Source organism: Pseudonocardia sp. N23 (genome assembly GCF_002583555.1).
GTDB lineage: Bacteria > Actinomycetota > Actinomycetes > Mycobacteriales > Pseudonocardiaceae > Pseudonocardia.
In genome coordinates this window covers 49,052-68,019 of record NZ_BEGX01000029.1, presented here as the reverse complement: position 1 = coordinate 68,019, position 18,968 = coordinate 49,052, and the positions used below count along the sequence as shown (strand labels likewise).

The 18,968-nt window shown below is 73.9% G+C and carries 19 protein-coding genes; 15 read left to right on the top strand and 4 right to left on the bottom strand.

The window, feature by feature from the left end; genetic code table 11:
• Window positions 1-36: 36 nt before the first annotated feature.
• Window positions 37-546: a VOC family protein gene (locus tag TOK_RS09490; protein WP_098957435.1), complete on the bottom strand. Its 510-nt coding sequence runs from the start codon at window positions 544-546 to the stop codon at window positions 37-39.
• 90 nt (window positions 547-636) lie between these two features.
• On the opposite strand from TOK_RS09490, the gene TOK_RS09485 reads away from it, so the two are divergent.
• The 14 genes from TOK_RS09485 (at window position 637) to TOK_RS09415 (ending at window position 13,235) form a co-directional block, all read left to right on the top strand.
• The gene (locus TOK_RS09485; RefSeq protein WP_098957434.1) at window positions 637-1,194 is read left to right on the top strand and encodes a MarR family winged helix-turn-helix transcriptional regulator; all 558 of its coding nucleotides are present in this window, start codon (window positions 637-639) and stop codon (window positions 1,192-1,194) included.
• Window positions 1,195-1,238: 44 nt separating this feature from the next.
• Complete coding sequence (locus TOK_RS09480) at window positions 1,239-1,988, top strand: phosphoglyceromutase (protein ID WP_098957604.1); 750 nt, start codon at window positions 1,239-1,241, stop codon at window positions 1,986-1,988.
• Window positions 1,989-2,141: 153 nt separating this feature from the next.
• Window positions 2,142-3,350 carry a sensor histidine kinase gene (locus TOK_RS09475; RefSeq protein WP_374754874.1) on the top strand — a complete coding sequence of 403 codons (1,209 nt, stop codon included), beginning with the start codon at window positions 2,142-2,144 and terminating at the stop codon, window positions 3,348-3,350.
• 1 nt (window position 3,351) lies between these two features.
• Window positions 3,352-4,041 (top strand): response regulator transcription factor, encoded by a 690-nt coding sequence (locus TOK_RS09470; protein WP_098957433.1) that lies wholly within the window; start codon window positions 3,352-3,354, stop codon window positions 4,039-4,041.
• Between the two features lie 79 nt (window positions 4,042-4,120).
• Window positions 4,121-5,131 carry a Ppx/GppA phosphatase family protein gene (locus TOK_RS09465; RefSeq protein ID WP_098957432.1) on the top strand — a complete coding sequence of 337 codons (1,011 nt, stop codon included), beginning with the start codon at window positions 4,121-4,123 and terminating at the stop codon, window positions 5,129-5,131.
• Window positions 5,128-6,468 (top strand): hypothetical protein, encoded by a 1,341-nt coding sequence (locus TOK_RS31590; protein WP_141566328.1) that lies wholly within the window; start codon window positions 5,128-5,130, stop codon window positions 6,466-6,468. Before TOK_RS09465 ends, TOK_RS31590 begins: the two co-directional genes overlap by 4 nt.
• Window position 6,469: 1 nt before the next feature.
• Entirely contained in the window at window positions 6,470-7,330 is an 861-nt protein-coding gene (locus TOK_RS09450; protein ID WP_098957429.1) for a sugar phosphate isomerase/epimerase, read from the top strand.
• A gap of 60 nt (window positions 7,331-7,390) precedes the next feature.
• Window positions 7,391-8,326 carry a proline dehydrogenase family protein gene (locus TOK_RS09445; RefSeq protein ID WP_098957428.1) on the top strand — a complete coding sequence of 312 codons (936 nt, stop codon included), beginning with the start codon at window positions 7,391-7,393 and terminating at the stop codon, window positions 8,324-8,326.
• The gene (locus TOK_RS09440; protein WP_098957427.1) at window positions 8,323-9,171 is read left to right on the top strand and encodes a thioesterase family protein; all 849 of its coding nucleotides are present in this window, start codon (window positions 8,323-8,325) and stop codon (window positions 9,169-9,171) included. The genes TOK_RS09445 and TOK_RS09440 overlap by 4 nt, the downstream gene beginning before the upstream one ends.
• 54 nt (window positions 9,172-9,225) lie before the next feature.
• Window positions 9,226-10,038 (top strand): pyrroline-5-carboxylate reductase, encoded by an 813-nt coding sequence (proC, locus tag TOK_RS09435; protein ID WP_098957426.1) that lies wholly within the window; start codon window positions 9,226-9,228, stop codon window positions 10,036-10,038.
• A gap of 152 nt (window positions 10,039-10,190) precedes the next feature.
• Window positions 10,191-10,403: a helix-turn-helix domain-containing protein gene (locus TOK_RS09430; protein WP_013677658.1), complete on the top strand. Its 213-nt coding sequence runs from the start codon at window positions 10,191-10,193 to the stop codon at window positions 10,401-10,403.
• A gap of 187 nt (window positions 10,404-10,590) precedes the next feature.
• Complete coding sequence (locus tag TOK_RS09425) at window positions 10,591-10,692, top strand: 30S ribosomal protein bS22 (RefSeq protein WP_010241351.1); 102 nt, start codon at window positions 10,591-10,593, stop codon at window positions 10,690-10,692.
• Window positions 10,693-10,833: 141 nt separating this feature from the next.
• Window positions 10,834-11,871 (top strand): NAD-dependent epimerase/dehydratase family protein, encoded by a 1,038-nt coding sequence (locus tag TOK_RS09420; RefSeq protein ID WP_098957425.1) that lies wholly within the window; start codon window positions 10,834-10,836, stop codon window positions 11,869-11,871.
• A gap of 296 nt (window positions 11,872-12,167) precedes the next feature.
• A complete protein-coding gene (locus tag TOK_RS09415) occupies window positions 12,168-13,235 on the top strand; it encodes a lysophospholipid acyltransferase family protein (RefSeq protein WP_253258280.1) in 1,068 nt (355 codons plus the stop codon).
• 15 nt (window positions 13,236-13,250) lie between these two features.
• Here TOK_RS09415 and TOK_RS09410 read toward each other — a convergent pair whose 3' ends face one another.
• The 3 genes from TOK_RS09410 to TOK_RS09400 all read right to left on the bottom strand — a co-directional run bounded on the left by TOK_RS09410 (window position 13,251) and on the right by TOK_RS09400 (window position 16,688).
• Window positions 13,251-14,189: an HAD family phosphatase gene (locus tag TOK_RS09410; RefSeq protein ID WP_253258279.1), complete on the bottom strand. Its 939-nt coding sequence runs from the start codon at window positions 14,187-14,189 to the stop codon at window positions 13,251-13,253.
• A 215-nt stretch (window positions 14,190-14,404) separates the two neighbouring features.
• Window positions 14,405-15,913 carry a DUF5667 domain-containing protein gene (locus TOK_RS09405; RefSeq protein ID WP_141566327.1) on the bottom strand — a complete coding sequence of 503 codons (1,509 nt, stop codon included), beginning with the start codon at window positions 15,911-15,913 and terminating at the stop codon, window positions 14,405-14,407.
• Between the two features lie 187 nt (window positions 15,914-16,100).
• Window positions 16,101-16,688: a sigma-70 family RNA polymerase sigma factor gene (locus TOK_RS09400; protein WP_098957600.1), complete on the bottom strand. Its 588-nt coding sequence runs from the start codon at window positions 16,686-16,688 to the stop codon at window positions 16,101-16,103.
• 661 nt (window positions 16,689-17,349) lie between these two features.
• Here TOK_RS09400 and TOK_RS09395 point away from each other — a divergent pair.
• Window positions 17,350-18,966 carry an AMP-binding protein gene (locus TOK_RS09395; protein ID WP_098957423.1) on the top strand — a complete coding sequence of 539 codons (1,617 nt, stop codon included), beginning with the start codon at window positions 17,350-17,352 and terminating at the stop codon, window positions 18,964-18,966.
• Window positions 18,967-18,968: the final 2 nt, after the last annotated feature.

The window sequence follows — 18,968 nt, the reverse complement described above, 5'->3', positions numbered from 1 at the left end:
GCGTGCGGCAGGGGCAGGGCCGGGCGCCGGACGGGGTCAGCGCGCGGCGGGGACCGAGACGCCGATGCCGCCGAAGGTCTGCGCGCCGTAGCGGGCGAGCTCGGCGTCGAGGTCGAGCGGCAGGGTGGCCATCCGGACGTCGGCGGGGATGAGGTCGGCGGGGACGAGCCAGCTGACCTCGAACTCGATGCCGTCGGGGTCGCGGGCGTAGAGCGCCTTGGTGGTCCCGTGGTCGGAGGCGCCGACGAGGGAGCCGTTGTCGCGCAGGACGTCCTGGATGCGCTGGAGCTCGGCGAGGGTGTCGACCTCCCAGGCCAGGTGGTACAGCCCGACGGTCGAGCGGCCGGCCTGGGACGCACCGGCGCCGTCGCCGACGGCGAACAGCCCGAGGTCGTGGTCGTTGGTGGAGCCCTCGGCCTGCAGGAACGCGGCGCGGCCGGGCATCGACACCTTGACCCGGAAGCCGAGCGCCTCGGTGTAGAAGGCGACGCTGCGGTCGACGTCGCGGACGTAGAGCACTGCGTGGTTCAGCCGCTGGACCGGCACGGGGACTCCTCAGGAGGATTGATGTTCAACTTTCAAGGACTCTACGCGTCGAAACATGAGAGTTCAAGCTTCTTGGGCTAGAGTGAAGGTGTGACCTCCGACGACCCCCGCTGGCTCGACGACGGGGAGTACCGGGCCTGGCGATCCCTGCTGGCCACCGTCGCGCTGCTCGAGGCGGCGCTCGACCGCCAGCTCCAGCGTGACGCCGGGATGCCGCACGCCTACTACCAGGTCCTCGCCATGCTCTCCGAGGTTCCGGGCCGTTCCCTGCGGATGAGCGACCTCGCCGCGATCACCCAGAGCTCGCAGAGCCGGGTCTCGCACGCCGTCGCCAAGCTGGAGGCGGCCGGCTGGGTGCGGCGACGACCGGCGCGCGACGACCGGCGCTCGACGATCGCCGAGCTCACCGCGGAGGGCTTCGCCGTGCTGGAGTCGGCCGCGCCGGGGCACGTCGCGTGCGTGCGGGAGAACCTGTTCGACGGCCTGACCAGGCAACAGGTCGACGCGCTGCGCGGGATCTGCGACGCCGCGCTCGACCGGATGTCGGGCCAACCCGGCGCCGGACCGCTGCGCGAAGCGGCTGCCGCGGCCGTGCGCGCCGCGTCGTCGGGCGGGGCCACCGCCGGGGGTGCCGAACGTCTCGCGTGACGCGGCCCCCGTCCGGAACGGGGCGGTCCGGGTGGGCTGGCAAGCTGTCCGCCATGGGAACACTGGTCCTGTTGCGGCACGGACAGAGCGTGTGGAACGCGGAGAACCTCTTCACCGGCTGGGTCGACGTCGCACTGTCGGCCCTCGGGCAGGACGAGGCCCGCCGCGGCGGCGAGCTGCTCGTCGAACAGGGGCTGCTGCCGGACGTGGTGCACACGTCGCTGCTACGCCGGGCGATCGCCACCGCCAACCTCGCGCTCGACGCCGCCGACCGGCACTGGATCCCCGTGCACCGCGACTGGCGCCTCAACGAGCGCCACTACGGCGCGCTGCAGGGCAAGGACAAGAAGGCCGTCATGGCCGAGTTCGGCGAGGAGCAGTTCATGCTCTGGCGCCGCTCCTACGACGTCCCGCCGCCGCCCATCCCCGCGGGCGACGAGTTCGGCCAGGACGGCGACCCCCGCTACGCCGGCCTCGGCGACGCGCTGCCCCGCTCGGAGTGCCTGGCCGACGTCGTCGCCCGGTTCCTGCCGTACTGGGAGGAGGCGATCGTCCCCGACCTCCGCGCCGGCAAGGTCGTCCTCGTCACCGCGCACGGCAACTCGCTGCGCGCGCTGGTCAAGCACCTCGACGGGATGAGCGACGACGACGTCGTCGGCCTCAACATCCCGACGGGCATCCCGCTGCGCTACGACCTCGACGACGACCTGCGCCCCACGAACCCGGGCGGCACCTACCTCGACCCGTCGGCGGCGGCGGCGGCGATCACGGCCGTCGCGAACCAGGGGCGCTGACCGGAGGATCCGCATTCCCTCGACCGCTCGACCCCTGACCGGGTGAACGAGCGGTGAACGAGAGCGGAAATGTCTCGTTGCGGAGGGTCGTGAGGGTCACGACGGGCCCTCCAGGCTGGTCCTGAGGGTGGTGGGACTGCCTACGATGCGGCCGTGAACGTGCTGGCGTACGTCCTGCCGGCTGCCGCGGCCCTCCTCCTCGGTATGGCCTTCGGCTTCTGGTGGGGACGCCGCGCCCGGCAGGCCGCCGTCCGACCCGACCCGGCCGCCGGGCCGACCCTCGCCGAGCTGCTGCGCCGGGTCTTCCGGTCCAGCGGCGCGGGCCTCGCCGTCATCTCCCGGCACGGCGACGTCGTGATGGCCAACGACCAGGCCATCACCCTCGGTGTCGTCGTCGCCGGACGGGCCGACCCCCGCGCATGGGTGGTGTGCGAACGGGTGCTGCGCGACGGCGCCGTCGCGCACGTCGACCTCTCACCGCTCGACCATCGCGGCCGCCGCCCCGAGGCGGTGCTGGCGACGGTCCGCTCGATCGGCGACGGCTTCCTGCTCGTCGAGGCAGCCGACACGTCGGAGTCGGTGCGGCTGGAGGCCACCCGGCGCGACTTCGTCGCCAACGTCAGCCACGAGCTCAAGACGCCGGTCGGCGCGGTCGCTCTGCTGGCCGAGGCGGTGCTCGACGCGGTCGACGACCCCGCCGAGGTGCACCGCTTCGTCACCAAGATCCTCAACGAGTCCACACGCCTCGGGAACCTCGTCACCGAGCTGATCGCGCTGTCGCGGCTCACCGGTGCCGAGCGGCTGCCGGAGCTGGCGGCCGTCGAGGTCGACGACGTCGTGCGCGAGGCGATGGCCCGGTCCCGGCTGTCGGCGGAGGCGTCGTCGATCGAGATCGCCGTCGACGCCGACTCGGGTCTCGAGGTCGACGGCGACCGGACGCTGCTGGTCACCGCGCTGTCGAACCTGGTGGAGAACGCGATCGCCTACTCCCCGGCGGGCGCGTCGGTCTCGGTCTCGCGGCGGCGCAACGGCGACGTCGTCGAGATCGCGGTCACCGACCGCGGGATCGGCATCGCGCCCGAGCACCAGCAGCGGGTGTTCGAGCGCTTCTTCCGGGTCGACCCGGCCCGCTCACGCGCCACCGGCGGGACCGGTCTCGGTCTCGCCATCGTCAAGCACGTGCTGGCCAACCACGGCGGACAGGTCACGCTGTGGTCGAGCCCCGGCACGGGCTCCACCTTCACCATGCGGATCCCCGTGCGCGCCGGCGCACACCCGTCCCCGGGGGACGACGCCGCAGCCCCGTCCGACGCGACCGACCTGCCCGATCCGGCGTGGACCGCCGGAAGAGCTGGAGGATGACATGACCAGGGTGCTCATCGTGGAGGACGAGGAGTCCTTCGCCGACCCGCTGGCGTTCCTGCTGCGCAAGGAGGGCTTCACGGCTGCCGTGGCCACGACCGGCCAGTCCGCGCTCGAGGAGTTCGACCGCAACGGCGCCGACATCGTGCTGCTCGACCTCATGCTGCCCGGCATGAGCGGTACCGACGTGTGCCGCTCGCTGCGGTCCCGCTCGGCCGTCCCGGTGATCATGGTGACCGCCCGCGACAGCGAGATCGACAAGGTCGTCGGCCTCGAGCTGGGTGCCGACGACTACGTCACGAAGCCGTACTCGGCCCGCGAGCTGATCGCCCGTATCCGCGCGGTCCTGCGCCGTGGCGGCGAGGGCGGCCCCGAGGTCGAGGGCGGCGGCGGGGTGCTGGAGGCGGGCCCCGTGCGGATGGACGTCGACCGGCACGTCGTGAGCGTCGGCGGCGCCGACGTCGCGCTGCCGCTCAAGGAGTTCGACCTGCTCGAGTACCTGCTGCGCAACGTCGGCCGGGTGCTGACACGCGGCCAGCTCATCGACCGGGTGTGGGGCGCGGACTACGTCGGCGACACCAAGACCCTCGACGTCCACGTCAAGCGCCTCCGCTCGAAGGTGGAGGTCGACCCCTCCGCGCCGCGCCATCTGCTCACCGTCCGCGGTCTCGGGTACAAGTTCGACGCCTGAGATCACCGACCGGGTGATGCGTGGGGGGAGAACGGTCACGATCCGGCCACGGGTCTGTCGTGACGCCTAGCCTGCTCGGGTGCGCCTCGGAGTTCTCGACGTCGGTTCCAACACCGTCCACCTGCTCGTGGTCGACGCCCACCGCGGCGGCCACCCGACCCCGATGACCTCGGACAAGAACCCCCTGCGGCTCGCCGAGCACCTGGAGAAGGACGGCTCGCTGGGCCGTCGCGGTGCCGACGCCCTCGTCCGCGCCGTCGACCAGGCCCGCCAGGCTGCCGAGAAGGCGAACTGCGACGACCTCCTGGCCTTCGCGACGTCCGCGCTGCGCGACGCCACCAACTCCGCCACCGTCCTCGCCCGGGTGCGGGAGGAGACGGGTGTCGCGCTGGAGGTGCTCCCCGGTGAGGACGAGGCCCGCTACACGTTCCTGGCCGTCCGCCGCTGGTTCGGCTGGTCGGCGGGCCGGCTGACGGTGCTCGACATCGGTGGCGGGTCCCTGGAGCTCGCGTCGGGACGTGACGAGCACCCGTCGACGGCGGTGTCGCTGCCCCTGGGCGCCGGCCGGCTCACCCGCGACTTCTTCGAGGCCGACCCGCCCACCCGCGCGGAGATCGCCGTCCTGCGGGAGAAGGTCGACGCCGACCTCGCGGGGGTCGCCGACCGCTTCCTCGAGGCGGGCACGCCGGACGTGGCCGTCGGTACGTCGAAGACGTTCCGCTCGCTGGCCCGGCTCACCGGCGCCGTGCCCTACTCCGCGGGCCCCCGCGCGCACCGCGAGCTGACCCACGCCGCGCTGCGCCAGCTCGTCTCGTTCGTGAGCCGGATGTCGAGCGAGGACATCGCCGAACTGGAGGGCGTGAGCCCCGGCCGGTCGCGGCAGCTGGCCGCGGGCGCGCTCGTCGCGGAGGCCGCGATGCGTGCGTTGAAGATCGACACCCTGCAGATCTGTCCGTGGGCGCTGCGGGAGGGAGTGATCCTCCGGCGGCTCGACACGCTCGATGGGTCGGCCCAGACGGACCGTTCGGCGCAGGACTCGCCAGGAACGCTTGGACGCTTGACGCCGTTCGGGGCACGGTGTACCGGATGAGCTCAGACACCGATCACCCGCGTCAGCGCACGGTCGCGGAGCTGCTGGCGGAGAACGCAGGCTCCACGACCGGTCGTCGCCGTCGCCGTCGCGAGGGCGACGACGATGCGGGTGACGGCGCCGTCGACGAGCGCGGCACCCCACCGCGCGCCCCGGCGGCGGAGCGGCGCGCGCCCGACGCCGCCGCGGCGCAGGCGTACCGCGGTGGTCACGTCCCTGCGGAGACCCGCCCCGAGCAGTGGTCCACGCCGCACCGCTCCGGTTACGAGGGCGCGACGGTCCCCGAGGTGCGGCCCGCGTCGCTGCAGCCCCAGGCCCCGGTGCAGCAGGCCCCGGTGCAGCAGGCCCGGCCCGCCCCGCATGTTCCCGCGCCGCCGCAGCCCTCCGAGCCGAGCCGCCAGCCCCGCCGGCTCGGCCCCCCGCAGGCCGCGGGGTCGGGCACCGGCACGTACCCGTCGGCCCCACCGGCACCCCGGCGTCCGGACGGCCAACGCGGTACCGACGTGCAGCGTTCTCCGGACGTGCAGCGTTCTCCCGAAGTGCAGGGCCGTCCCGATTCCCGGCGCAACCCCTGGGCCCCCGAGCGCCCGACACAGCAGATGCCGCGGGTCGAACGCAGCGACGAGGACACCGGGCCCATCTCCGGCCGGCCGCCCCGCGGCGACGACGACGGGGGCCCGCCCACGATGGCGGGCGTCCCCCCGCTCACCGACGACCCGCAGCACCGGCCCGACCCCCGCGGCGACGGCGGCCCGCCCACGCAGGCCGCCCCCTTCGACCCGGACGACGTCGACGACTACGCCGACCAGGGCGCCGACGACTACGCCGACCAGGGCGCCGACGACGCGACCGGCCGCACCACGGCGCTCCCCGCGGGCGGCCGCCGCGCCGCCGTCGACCTTCGCGACGACACCGACAACCCCGACGACGAGAACGACGCCCTCCCCGGCGGTGGTGAGCAGGCCACGACGGCGTTGCGCACCCCACCGCGCCGCTCCCGCGACCGGCCCGCCGGGCTGCGCTCCCGCGACGAGATCGACGACCTCGACGGGATCGACGACGTCGAGGCCGCACCCCACTCCTGGGCGGCGGTCATCGCCCAGTGGATCGGCGGTGCCGTCGTCGGCGCCGGGCTGTGGGTCGGCTTCGCGTTCCTGTGGCTGCACCTGCCCGTCGTCGCCCTGGCCGGCGCGGTGTTCGTCACTGTCGCGCTCGTCCTCGGGGTCCGCGCCATGCTGCGCGACGACAACCTCAGGACGACGATCTTCGCAGTCCTCGTGGGCCTGCTGCTCACGGTCTCCCCGGCCATCCTCGTCCTGGCCCGCCAGCAGGTCTGACGTGCAGGCCGCCCCGCCCGTCGCCCTGTCGACCGCCTCGGCCTACCCCGAGCCCGCCGCTGCGGCCTTCGAGATCGCCGCCGCCCTCGGCTACGACGGCGTCGAGCTGATGGTCTGGTCCGACCGCGTCAGCCAGGACGTCGACGCGGTCCGCCGCCTCGTCGACCGGCACGGTGTCGGGGTCTCCGCGGTGCACGCCCCCTGCCTCGCCGTCACCCAGCGCGTCTGGGGCCCCGACCCCGTCGAGCGCCTCCGCCGCTCCGTCGCCGCCGCCGAGGAGCTCGGCGCGCGCACCGTCGTCGTGCACCCGCCGTTCCGCTGGCAGCGCCGCTACGCCGACGTGTTCGCGGAGGAGGTCCGGCGTGCCGGGGAGGGCTCCGGCGTGCGGATCGCCGTCGAGAACATGCTGCCCGTCGTCCGTGCCGGGATCCGGACCGTGCCCTACGCGCCCGGGCTCGACCCCACCGAGGTCGGGCACGCCCACTACACGCTCGACCTCTCGCACACCGCGGGCGCAGGCACCGACGCACTCGCCATGCTCGAACGCATGGGCGACGGTCTGGTCCACCTGCATCTCGCCGACGGCAGCGGCGACACCCGCGACGAGCACCTCGTCCCGGGCCGGGGCGCGCAGCCGTGTGCGGAGGTGTGCGAACGCCTCGCGGCGGGACCGTTCGCCGCGGCCGGCGGGACCGTCGTCGTCGAGATCAGCACACGGCGCTGCCGCACCCGCCACGACCGCGTCGTGATGCTGGCCGAGGCGCTGCTGTTCGCCCGGCTGCACCTGCAGCCCACCGCACCCGCGGCCCCGGCGCAGCGTTCCGGAGCCGACCGGCCCGTCCCGGCCCCCACCCGGGGCTGACTCCCGTCCGTCGGTGCCGCGTGCGCGGCCGCGGGTGGTCACCGGGCATACGGTGACCGCGTGAACCCCCTGCGCTCGGCGATCCTCGCCGCCGCCCGGAGCGACCGGCTCCGCACGACGATCACCGCGGCCCGCCCCACCCGAGCCGTCGTCGACAGGTTCGTCGCGGGGGAGACGACCGCCGACGCGCTGCGCGTCGCCACCGAACTGGCCGGCGCCGGGTGCGTGGTGAGCCTCGACCACCTCGGTGAGGACGTCACCGACGCCGCCGAGGCGGGCCGGGTCGTCGACGCCTACCGCGAGGTCGTCGCCGCGCTCGCCGACGCGGGGCTGGCCGACCGGGTCGAGGTCAGTGTCAAGCTCAGCGCGCTCGGCCAGGCACTCGGCGCCGACGGTGAGCGCATCGCGGCGGACCACGCCGCCTCGATCTGCGCCGCGGCCGCGGAGGCCGGGACGACCGTCACCGTCGACGCGGAGGACCACACGACGACGGACTCGACGTTGCGCGTCGTCGCCACGCTGCGCGAGACGTGGCCGTGGGTGGGGGCGGTGCTGCAGGCCCAGCTGCGCCGCACCGAGGACGACTGCCGGGCGCTGGCCGGCGCGGGGTCGCGGGTGCGGTTGTGCAAGGGCGCCTACGCCGAACCGGAGTCGGCCGCCCACGCCGTGGCGGGAGAGGTGCGGGCGAGCTTCGCGCGCTGCGCGGGCGTCCTGCTCGACGGGGCCGGTCTGCCGATGTTCGCCACCCACGACCCGGCGCTGATCGGCCCCCTCACCGAACGCCTGCGCGCCACCGGCCGCGACCCGCGGACCGTCGAGTTCCAGATGTTGTACGGGGTCCGCCCCGACGAGCAGCGGCGCCTGGCGGGCGAAGGTCACACCGTGCGCGTATACGTCCCGTACGGGACACAGTGGTACGGCTATCTCATGCGACGACTCGCGGAGCGACCGGCCAACGTCGGCTTCTTCCTGCGCGCACTGGCGGGCCGCCGGTGACCGCGTCCACCCGAGCGACCGCGCGGCCGTTCTCCGAGGCCCTGGCGTTCGAGCGAGCTGCCGACGACACCTACCGGGCCACACTGGGCGGGGTGTGGAACGCCGCGGGCGGCAAGGTGCACGGTGGGCTGATGCTGGCGCTGCTGACGGCGGTCGTGCAGCACCGGGTCGACGCCGCGCAGGCCGACGCCGGTGCCCCGCCCGCCGAGCCGTTGGTCGTCGCGGCCGACTTCCTCCGTGCCCCCGATCCCGGCCCGGTGGAGGTCCGCACCGAGGTCGTGAAGCTGGGCCGCACCGCGTCGGTCTGCTCGGCCCGGCTGCACCAGGACGACCGCGTGATGCTCTCGGCGTCGGTGACCACGGGGCGGCTCCCCGACGACGCGCCGCGCTGGGTCACCCCCGGCCTGACCTCGATGCCCGCCCTGCCCACCGGGACCGCACTCGACCCGAGCGCCCAGCGCGGGCCGGGCCGCACCCTGGCCAAGGCCTGTGCGATGCGGTTCGACCCCGCTGACATGCCCTTCGCCAGGGGCGACACCGGCGACGCCAGGATGCGCGGGTGGGTGCGCCCGCTCGGCGAGGAACCCGACGTGCTGTTCGCGCTGCTGGCCGGCGACATCCTGCCGCCGACGGTGTTCAACCTCGGCGGTGACGTCGGCTGGGCGCCCACGGTGCAGCTCACCGCGCTGCTGCGGGGGCGGCCCTCGCCGGGGTGGCTGCGGTGCGAGTCGGAGTCGCACGCCGTCGCCGGGACGTGGTTCGACGAGGACACCCGCGTCGTCGACGAGTCGGGCCGGCTGGTCTGCCAGGCCCGCCAGCTCGCACTGGCCCCGCTCCCGCGCTGACCGACGCGGGGAAGTGGGCGGCGCCCGCGCGGGTCGTCCGGTTACGGTTCTCCCATGACACGGATCGCGGTGCTGGGGGCGGGGAAGATCGGCGAGGCGTTGCTCGCCGGGCTGCTGGCGGCGGGCCGACCCGCGTCGGACCTGGCGTTCTCCGAACGGCACCCGGGACGGTCGGCCGAGCTCGTCGAGCGGCTCGGGATCGCCTCGCTGGGCGTCGAGGAGGCCGCGGCGGGCTCCGACGTCGTGGTCGTGGCCGTGAAGCCGCAGGACATCGCGCCGGTCCTTGCCTCGCTCAAGGGATCATTGCGGCCCGGTGCGCTGGTCGTCTCGCTGTGCGCGGGCCTGCCGACGGCGCTGTTCGAGGGCGGCCTGCCCGACGGGACGCCGGTCGTGCGGGTCATGCCCAACACCCCGATGCTGGTGGGGGAGGCCATGAGTGCGGTCTCCGGCGGGGCGCACGCCACCGCCGAGCACCTGGCGCTGGCCGAGGAGATGCTCGGGGCGGTGGGGCGCGTCGTCAGCGTCCCGGAGTCGCAGCAGGACGCGGTGACCGCCCTGTCGGGATCGGGCCCGGCCTACTTCTTCTACCTCGTCGAGGCGATGATCGACGCCGGCATCCTGCTCGGCCTGCCGCGCACGGTGGCGGCCGACCTCATCGTCCAGTCGGCCTTCGGCGCGGCGACGATGCTGCGTGAGTCCGACGACCACCCGGTCCTGCTCCGCGAGGCCGTGACCTCGCCCGCGGGCACGACGATCGCCGCGATCCGCGAGCTGGAACGGCACGGTGTGCGGGCCGCGTTGATCGACGCGATCGAGGCCGCGCGGGACCGATCGGTGGAGCTGGGACGCACGGTGCAGCAGCGTTGACCCGATCGGCGGACCGTCGGTCACCCTGACGTGGGGCCTTGAGGCCACGCCCGGGTGGCATCCCTGTCGGGGCAGTCACAACGGCACCGCTATCCTCACAGGTGTACATCGTCCCCTCCACGGACGGTGCGCGAGCGGAAGGCGGTGTTCGGATGCCGTCCGAGCAGCCCGAGCAGCTCAACCTGGCCCAGGTGCAGTTCCTGACCGTCGCCGAGGTCGCTGCCATGATGCGCGTGTCGAAGATGACCGTGTACCGGTTGGTCCACGGTGGTGAGCTCCCGGCCGCCAGGGTCGGCAGGTCCTTCCGCGTGCCCAAACGCGCCGTGGAGGAGTACCTGCGCTCCGCGTACTTCGACGCGGGCTAACCACCCACCGGCCTCGACCGGCGCACCGCCCCCCGGACCCCGGCAGGTACGATGACCGTCAAGCGTCGTCGGCCCTCCGGGTCGTCTCGATGTCGGCGTGCCCCGGTACGCCAGGCTGGCGTGGCCCCAGGGAACTCATTGGGCGTCGCGCAGTGCACCCCGCACGTCGTATCAGGAAGGAACCCGTATGGGCTCGGTCATCAAGAAGCGCCGCAAGCGTATGTCGAAGAAGAAGCACCGCAAGCTGCTGCGCAAGACCCGCGTCCAGCGTCGCAAGCTCGGTAAGTGACCTCCCGCCGGTCGCCCGGTTCCCGGGCGGCCGGTGACGGGTCGGTTCCCGTCCGTCACGCAGCCTTTTCCTGAGTGCTCCCCCCGAGTCAGCCGGGTGGGTCTAGCATCGGGGCTCTCCGAATGCTTTCTGTGAGGCCCCGTGGCACCTTCCGTCGTTCTGGTCACTGGTGTGAGTGGCTTCCTGGGTGGGCATCTCGCCGCCCGGCTGGCCGCGGATCCCTCGATCGACAGGGTGCTCGGCGTGGACACGGTCCCGCCGCCCCGAGATCTGTTGCGCCGCATGGGCCGCGCCGAGTTCGTCCGCGCGGACATCCGTAACCCGCTCATCTCCAAGGTCATCTCCGGTACCTCCGTGAGCACGGTCGTGCACGCGTCCGTCTCGGCGGGCCCGGCCCGCGTCGGCGGGCGCACGGCGATGAAGGAGATGAACGTCATCGGGACGATGCAGCTGCTCGCCGCGTGCCAGAAGGCCACGTCGGTGACGCGCGTCGTTCTCAAGTCGACGACGGCCGTCTACGGCTCGAGCTCACGTGACCCGGCACTGTTCGACGAGGCCATGACGCCGAAGGAGATGTCCTCGGGCGGCTACGGCAAGGACGCCGCCGAGATCGAGGGCTACCTGCGCGGGTTCGCCCGCCGCCGCCCCGACGTCGACGTCACGGTCCTGCGCTTCGCCAACTTCATCGGCCCGCGGATCGAGACCGTCCTGACCCGGTACTTCGCGCTGCCGGTGATCCCGACGGTCCTGGGCTACGACGCCCGTGTGCAGCTGGTGCACGAGGAGGACGCGCTGGTCGTCCTGCAGCGCGCGGCCACCGAGAAGCTGCCCGGCGTCTTCAACGTCGCCGCCGACGGGGTGCTGCTGCTGTCGCAGGCGATCCGCCGCGCGGGCCGGGTCCCGCTGCCGGTGCCGCAGCCCGCGGTCGGACCGGTGGGCAAGCTGTTCCGGTCGGCCCGCATCGTCGACTTCTCCCCGGAACAGATGCGGTTCCTCAACTTCGGCCGGGTCGTCGACACCCGGCGGTTGCGCGAGGAGTTCGGCTTCACGCCGCGCTGGACCACGACCCAGGCCTTCGACGACTACGTCCGCGGCCGCGCGCTGCGGCCCGTGGTGGGCGACGGCTGGGTCGACGCCGTCGAGCGTGGTGCGCTGGCCGCGGTGAAGGCTCTCGGATGAGCGACGACGTGCCGCCGCCCCGCACCCCCGCGGACGCCGAGCCCACCGGCGAGCGCCGCCGGCCCGGTCCGCCCCCGCGGGCGAGCAGGGCCCGTGCCGGTGGCGTCGAGCAGAAGACCGAGCGCCGAGCCCGGCGGGGGACTGCTCCCGACCATGATCGAGGCGGCCCCACGTCGAACCCGGTGGACGCCGGTGGGACCGGCCGTGTGCCGAAGGTGGCTGCGGGGAACAGCACTGCGGGACGGGCGCGGGGCAACAGCCACGCGACCGGAGGGACGCGAGCGGGAAGCGGGAACGTGGCCGACGACAGGAGCCGGACCCGGCGGGCGCGCAGCGCGCCCGCCGACGACGCGGCGGAGCGTCCCGACGCCCGGCCGCCCGTCCCTGACGCCGGCAGCGGGGCCCGGGTCATCCCGCTGCGCACCCAGGCACGGCGAGCGCGCAACGCCACGGAGCCGTCGGCGACGGTCGAGGAGGCGATGGCGGCCCACCCCAGCGGAGGCGAACCGGACGAGGGCCCCTCGGCGGCGGAGGAGGCGGTCGAGCGGCTGTTCGCGTTCCTGCGCCGCCGTCTCGACGGCGAGTACACCGTCGACGAGTTCGGCTTCGACCCCGACCTCACCGACAACGTGCTGATCCCGGCGCTGCGCCCGCTGTACCGGTCGTGGTTCCGGGTCGAGACGATCGGCATGCACAACGTGCCGGACGTCGGAGGCGCGCTGGTGGTGGCCAACCACTCGGGCACGCTGCCCCTGGACTCGCTGATGACGGCGGTCGCGCTGCACGACGACCACCCGGCACGGCGGCACATGCGCATGCTGGGCGCCGACCTGGTGTTCCGGCTGCCCGTCGTCGGGGCGTTGACCCGCAAGCAGGGTGCGACCCTGGCCTGCAGCCCGGACGCCGAGCGGCTGCTGTCGTCGGGCGAGCTGGTGGGCGTGTGGCCGGAGGGGTTCAAAGGGATCGGCAAGCCGTTCCGCGACCGGTACAAGCTGCAGCGGTTCGGTCGCGGCGGCTTCGTGTCGGCAGCGCTGAGGACGGGCGTGCCCATCATCCCGTGCTCGATCGTGGGCGCGGAGGAGATCTATCCGAAGATCGGCGACATCAAGCCGTTGGCGCGGCTGTTCGGCGCGCCCTACTTCCCGGTGACGCCGACGTTCCCGTTGCTCGGGCCACTGGGGGCGGTGCCGTTGCCGTCGAAGTGGTACATCGAGTTCGGGGAGCCGATCCGCACGGACGCCTACGACCCGGCCGACGCCGACGACCCGATGCTGGTGTTCAACCTGACCGACCAGGTCCGGGAGACCATCCAGCACACGCTGTACCGGCTGCTCTCGCAGCGGCGCAACGCGTTCCTCGGCTGATCGGCGCGGCTCCGGTCAGCGTTTGCGGTAGGCCACGCCCGCCGCGATCGCCCCGGCGACGGCGCCCGCCCCCAGCACCGACGGCACCCCGATCCGCGCGGCCTTGCGACCGGTGCGGAAGTCGCGGATCTGCCAGCCGCGCTCCTTGGCCGTGTCGCGCAGCTCGGAGTCGGGGTTGACGGCGACGGCGGTACCGACGGCCGAGAGCATCGGCACGTCGTTGACGGAGTCGGAGTACGCGCTGCAGCGCCGCAGGTCGAGCCCCTCGGAGACGGCGAGGGCGCGGATCGCGTGGGCCTTCGCGGGGCCGTGCAGGATCTCGCCGACGAGCCGACCCGTGTAGTGGCCGTCGACGCTCTCGGCGACCGTCCCGAGTGCGCCGGTGAGGCCGAGACGGCGCGCGATGATCAGCGCGAGCTCGACGGGGGTGGCGGTGACCAGCCAGACGCGCTGCCCGGCGTCGAGGTGCATCTGGGCGAGCGCGCGGGTGCCGGACCAGATGCGGTCGGCCATCAGCTCGTCGTAGATCTCCTCACCGAGTGAGATGACCTCGGCGACGGGCCGCCCGGCGACGAACGACAGCGCGGTGTCGCGGTGGCCGGACACGTCGGTCTCGCGGCCGCCGACCCGGAACTTCACCTGTTGCCAGGCGAAGCCGAGCAGGTCGGAGGTGGTGAAGAACTTGCGGGCGGCGAGCCCGCGGGCGAAGTGGAAGATCGACGCGCCGACCATCATCGTGTTGTCGACGTCGAAGAACGCGGCCGCGGTGAGGTCGGTCGTGGGGGTGTCGAGATCGGGATCGGTGCCGGCGGCGACGGCGGCCGCCGCGGCGGCCTCCCCGGCGCGCCGGGCGGGATCGAGCGCGGTGACCCGGTCGATCACGGCGTGCGACTCGGCGATCCCGGCCACCTCCGGCCGACCGCCGTCCACCTCGGCGTCAGGCTGTGCAACCACTCGTGCGCCTCCGGGTCGCGGCATGGACGGTCAGTGCTCAGCGTAGCGTCGTCGGCCGGTCGCGACGTGTGGCCGGGCCGATCACCGGCCGCGGCACGAGCCTGCACAGGACGTCCGGTATGCGGCGAGGCCGCCGCGGAGTTCGCGACGGCCTCGCCGGACGTTCGTGCCTGGACGGGGGTGGCTGGACGGCCCGCGGGAGGGGGCGGGCCCGATCAGCCGCCGAGGGTGATGCCCGAGGTCCCGGGCAGCAGCGGCGGCAGCGTGATGGGCGGAAGCAGCCCGCGCTGTGCGGGTGCCGACGTCGTGGTGCTCGCGCTGCCGTCGCCCTGACCGCCGGAGGACGCCGACGGATTCGCCAGCGGCAGGCCGTCGGTGCCCAGTTCGGGCAGGAGCCCGTTGCCACCGTTCTCGGTGGTGACGGCGCCCGACTCCGGCGTGGCGCTCGCGGTCTGCGGGGTCGAGCCGCTGTTGCTCTGCGTCTGCGACGAGCCGGCGCGGGCCGACTGGGACGAGCCGTTCGCGGACCCGTTGGACTCGGTGCGCGGGGTGCACACCCCGCTCGCCGGGATCGGGCCGAGGTCGTCGGAGCCGTCGGACACGTCGCCGCACGACATCCGTGTCTGCATCTGTGCGGAGCGGTCGGCGACCCGGTCGAGGAGTGCGATCGACCGGTCGGCGTCGTCGGGCTCGGGCAGCGCCGCCTTCAGCGACGACCACCGGGCCGAGGACTGGGTGGCCCAGGTGTGCAGGTCCCCGAGGCCGGAGGCACTGGAGCCCTCCGCGCCGGTGAGCACGAGCCGGGAGCCCTCACTGGTGGCGTTGTCGAAGTCGTCGATCGCGGAGGCGAGGACGGCCGGGTCGCTGCTGCCGCGGGCGGCGAGCTGCTCGATCTCGGTGAGCCGGGCCGACGCCATGTCGAGCTGACGGCGGGCCTTGGCGTCGGAGCCGAAGGCGAACACCGAGCCGAACGACTCGGCGGCGCGTTTGACGCCGTAGAGCGAGTCGCCCGGGAGCGCGTTCTGGCTGACGAGCATGCCGCCACCGGTCAGCGCGACCATCACGAACAGTGCCGCGCCGGCGACGATGGAGATCCGCTTGCGGCCCGAGGGCCGCGCGGGCCGGGTCGACCCGCTCGCGTTCTCCGGCCGGTCGTGGTAGCCGCGGGGAAGGGTGTGGCGGGCCCGGCGGCGGCGCGCGACGCCGGGGGCGTGGCCGGCGCGGGCGTCGACCGTCTCGGCCTGCACGGCACCGGCGGTGTCGGCGGTGCCGGCGGCGTGGTCCGCGGAGTCCTCGACGATGCCGTCGGCGGCCAGGTCGGCCACCAGGTCGGCGGCGTCGCGGGCCGGAACCCCGGAGGACGCCGCGCCACGCGGGGCGGGGGCGTCGTCACGGATGCGTTCGAAGCGCATCGTGCGTTCGGTGTCGGCCTCCGGGAACGCTCCGGGGAACGGCGTCGGCGCGGCCGCCCGTGGCGGCCCGGGACGAGCACCCGGCGGCGGGCCAGAGGGGCCGTTGCCGAGCTGCGCGAGCATGGCCTCCATCCGGGCCTTCATCCGCGCGGACTCGTCGGCCGTGGGGGAGAGCGACGGCAGGCTGCGGTCGAGCGCGGCGGCCAGCGCCAGCTCGTGCTCCAACTCGTCGTCCATGGGTGGGCCGAGGGGTGACCCCGACTCTCCCCATGCGGCGTACCGCTGTGGGTCCTTGCCCTGACCGGCGGGCATGTTGGCCGTCCTCACTGCATCCCTGCGCTGTCGCACATCGCTGCGCTTTCCCGACGTTGACAAGCACAACGAGCGGAAGCGCAGGTGGTTACGTCGCTCAGACCGTTCACCGCATCGAGGGGGTCACTCGCCGAACCTGTAACAACGGGAGGCGCGTCGGCGATATGGCGCGCCACCGGCGAGGGTGTCATCGGACACCGTCCGGCATCAGCTGCGCGAGCCGTTTCACGGCCCGGTGCTGGAGGGCTTTCACCGCACCTTCGTTGCGGTCCATCTTCACCGCGGTCTCCGCGACGGAGAGGCCGTTGAGGAAGCGCAGGATGATGCATTCGCGCTGGTCGGGGTTGAGCATGTCGATGGCGCGGAGCAGGGCGTCGCGGGTGGCGCCCTCGAGGACGAGCTGCTCGGGGCCCTCTGTGGTGGGGGGCGCGATGTCGACGATGTTGTCGGTCGTCGACTCGAGGCGGTAGCGGCTCGACTTGACCTGGTCGAACACGAGGTTGCGAGCGATCGTCACGAACCAGGCCCCGATGTCGCGACCCTGATAGGTGACGGAGTTGATGCGCCGCAGTGCCCGCAGGAACGTCTCGTGAGTCAGGTCCTCGGCGGTTCCGCGATCACCCATCCGATACACGATGTAGCGGAACACGACGTCGTGGTAGCGCTCGTAGAGGCGGCCGAACGCCGCGGTGTCGCCGTTCTGGCTGGCCTTCACCAACGCCCACGAGCCCTCGCCGTCCTCGTCGGGTTCGAGGAGCTCGGCGGCTGCCGTCACGTGAGGTTCCTCCCGCTGCGTCGACGGGTGGGCGTCGGGCCCGGGGTGCCGGGTCGTGTCGCCCGGGACGGTGCGTCCCGGTCCGGCGCCGCCGCCCTGCGGTGCCGGGGCGTCCCCGGGTCGCTGGACGGGCATGGGGGCCGGGCCGCCGGCAGGCCGGGTGTCGGGGCACCCGGCCGGGTCCGGCTCGGTCGGCCGCGGGACGGAGGGCGCGGGGACCGTGGCGGCCGGGGGGCCGACCGGGTCCGCGCGGACGAGCCGCGGCGGTCGCATCGAACGGGTCATGAGGCGCTGCGCGCCTCACCGGCCGCAGCGGACCCCCAGGCAGTGCTCGGCGTTGAGGCCGGCGGTGCGCTGGTGACGAGCTGCATGCCACTCCCTCGGGTGAGTCTTCGCGTCGAACCGTTCGGTCCGGCGTTGAGTCGTTTGTAGCGGCGGAGCATACGACCGATCGAGGGCCCCCCAACGGCGCATCGCCGGTCGCCCACGCCGGTATCCGGTGAGCGGACGACTACTTACGGTGAACGGTTCTCGCCTCGTCGAGTGGTGATGGTCACTCTGGGTGTCGCCTCTTGCGCCGTTCCGGGAGGGACCCGGTGGCCACCCGTGCCACACTCGCCGGGGCTTGTTCCGACCGTCCCGAGACCGAGGGAGAACCGCCGTGCAGAGCCAGCAGGACGAGGCCTTCGCAGCGGGCGGGGCCGATGCCCCGACGCACCTCGCCGATCTCGTCCGGCGGGCGGCGCGCCGGACCCCGGACGCGACGGCGATCGTCGACGTGTCGGCGGGGACGTCGCTGACCTGGGCCGAGTTCGACGCCGCCGTGGACGACGAGGCCGACCGCCTGCGCACCGCCGGAGCGGGCCCCGGGGACCGTGTCGTCATCGCCCTCGACAACGGCGCGCCGCTGTGCGTCGCGCTGTTCGGGGCGCTGCGCATCGACGCCGTCGCGGTGCCCGTCGCACCCCGGTCGGTTCCGCGAGAGCTCGACGCAGTGCTCACCAGTTGCTCACCGAGCGTGGTCGTGGCGGCCTCGGATGGCCGCATCGCGGAGTCGATCAACGGTCGCTCGACGATCGTGTCGCTCGCGCCGCCCGACGTGTCGTCGGCGGGAGGTGCGCGCAGCGGTCGCGAACGATCGGTGAGCGGCAAGGGTGTCGAGCGTGTCGCGGACGGTCCGGAGACGGGGCACGGCGGCGAGGCGATCGCGCTCGTCGTCTACACGTCCGGGACCACCGGGACGCCGCGTGGAGTGATGCTGTCGCACCGGGCGCTGCTCGCGAACCGGGTGCAGCAGGGGGCCGTCCGCCCCGCGCCGGTCACACCCGTCGACCGTGTCCTGCTGTCCCTGCCGCTGTTCCACGTCTTCGGGCTGGCGGCGGGCCTGCTGCAGGTCTGCCACGCCGGCGCGACGGTCGTCCTCACCCGGCGGTTCGACCCCGAGCAGTCGACGGCGCTGCTGGCCGACGAGCGGATCAGCGTCGTCGGCGGGGTGCCGTCGATGTACCGGGCGCTGCTCGACCTGCCCGCCGACCGGCTGCGCGACGCGTTCGCCGGGGTGCGGCTGTGCACCTCGGGCGGCGCGCCGCTGCCCCGCGAGTGGCTCGCCGCGTTCCGCGAGGCGACCGGGCTCGACCTGTACGAGGGCTACGGCCTCAGCGAGTGCGGGCCCGTGCTGACCAGCGCGCTCGTCGGCGGGCGCGCGAAGCCGGGGTCCGTGGGCGCGCCGTTGCCCGGGGTGGAGCTGCGCCTCGTCGACATCGAGGGCGTCCCGATCTCGGGTCGTGCCACCCCCGAGGACGCCGAGCAGGAGATGGAGGACGGTTCCGACGACGAGGACACCGGACTCGTCGCCACCCGCGGCCCCCACCTCTTCTCCGGATACTGGCCCGACGGGCACGGCGGCCCCGACGCCGACGGGTGGTTCCGCACCGCCGACGTCGGTTACCTCGACGCCGACGGCGACCTCCATCTCGTCGACCGCTCGTCGGACCTGGTGATCGTCAACGGCTTCAACGTCTACCCGCGTGAGGTCGAGCAGGTCCTCGCCGAGCTGGACACGGTGGCGGAGGCTGCGGTCGTCGGCGTCCCCGACGACCGCAGCGGCGAGGCGGTCAAGGCCGTCGTCGTCCGGGCCGGGGACGCGGAGCTCACCGAGGACGACGTCGTCGCGCACTGCCGGGCGCGGCTCGCCCGGTTCAAGGTGCCCGCCGTCGTGGAGTTCGTCGACGCCCTGCCCCGGACACCGACCGGCAAGGTCGCCCGGCGCAGACTCTGATC

Bases quoted from the DNA above. Each gene is read 5' to 3' on its own strand.
- TOK_RS09430 (WP_013677658.1), top strand. From the start codon at position 10,191: ATGCCGTCCGAGCAGCCCGAGCAGCTCAACCTGGCCCAGGTGCAGTTC.
- TOK_RS09405 (WP_141566327.1), bottom strand. From the start codon at position 15,913: ATGCCCGCCGGTCAGGGCAAGGACCCACAGCGGTACGCCGCATGGGGA.
- proC (WP_098957426.1), top strand. From the start codon at position 9,226: ATGACACGGATCGCGGTGCTGGGGGCGGGGAAGATCGGCGAGGCGTTG.
- TOK_RS09470 (WP_098957433.1), top strand. From the start codon at position 3,352: ATGACCAGGGTGCTCATCGTGGAGGACGAGGAGTCCTTCGCCGACCCG.
- TOK_RS09425 (WP_010241351.1), top strand. From the start codon at position 10,591: ATGGGCTCGGTCATCAAGAAGCGCCGCAAGCGTATGTCGAAGAAGAAG.
- TOK_RS31590 (WP_141566328.1), top strand. From the start codon at position 5,128: ATGAGCTCAGACACCGATCACCCGCGTCAGCGCACGGTCGCGGAGCTG.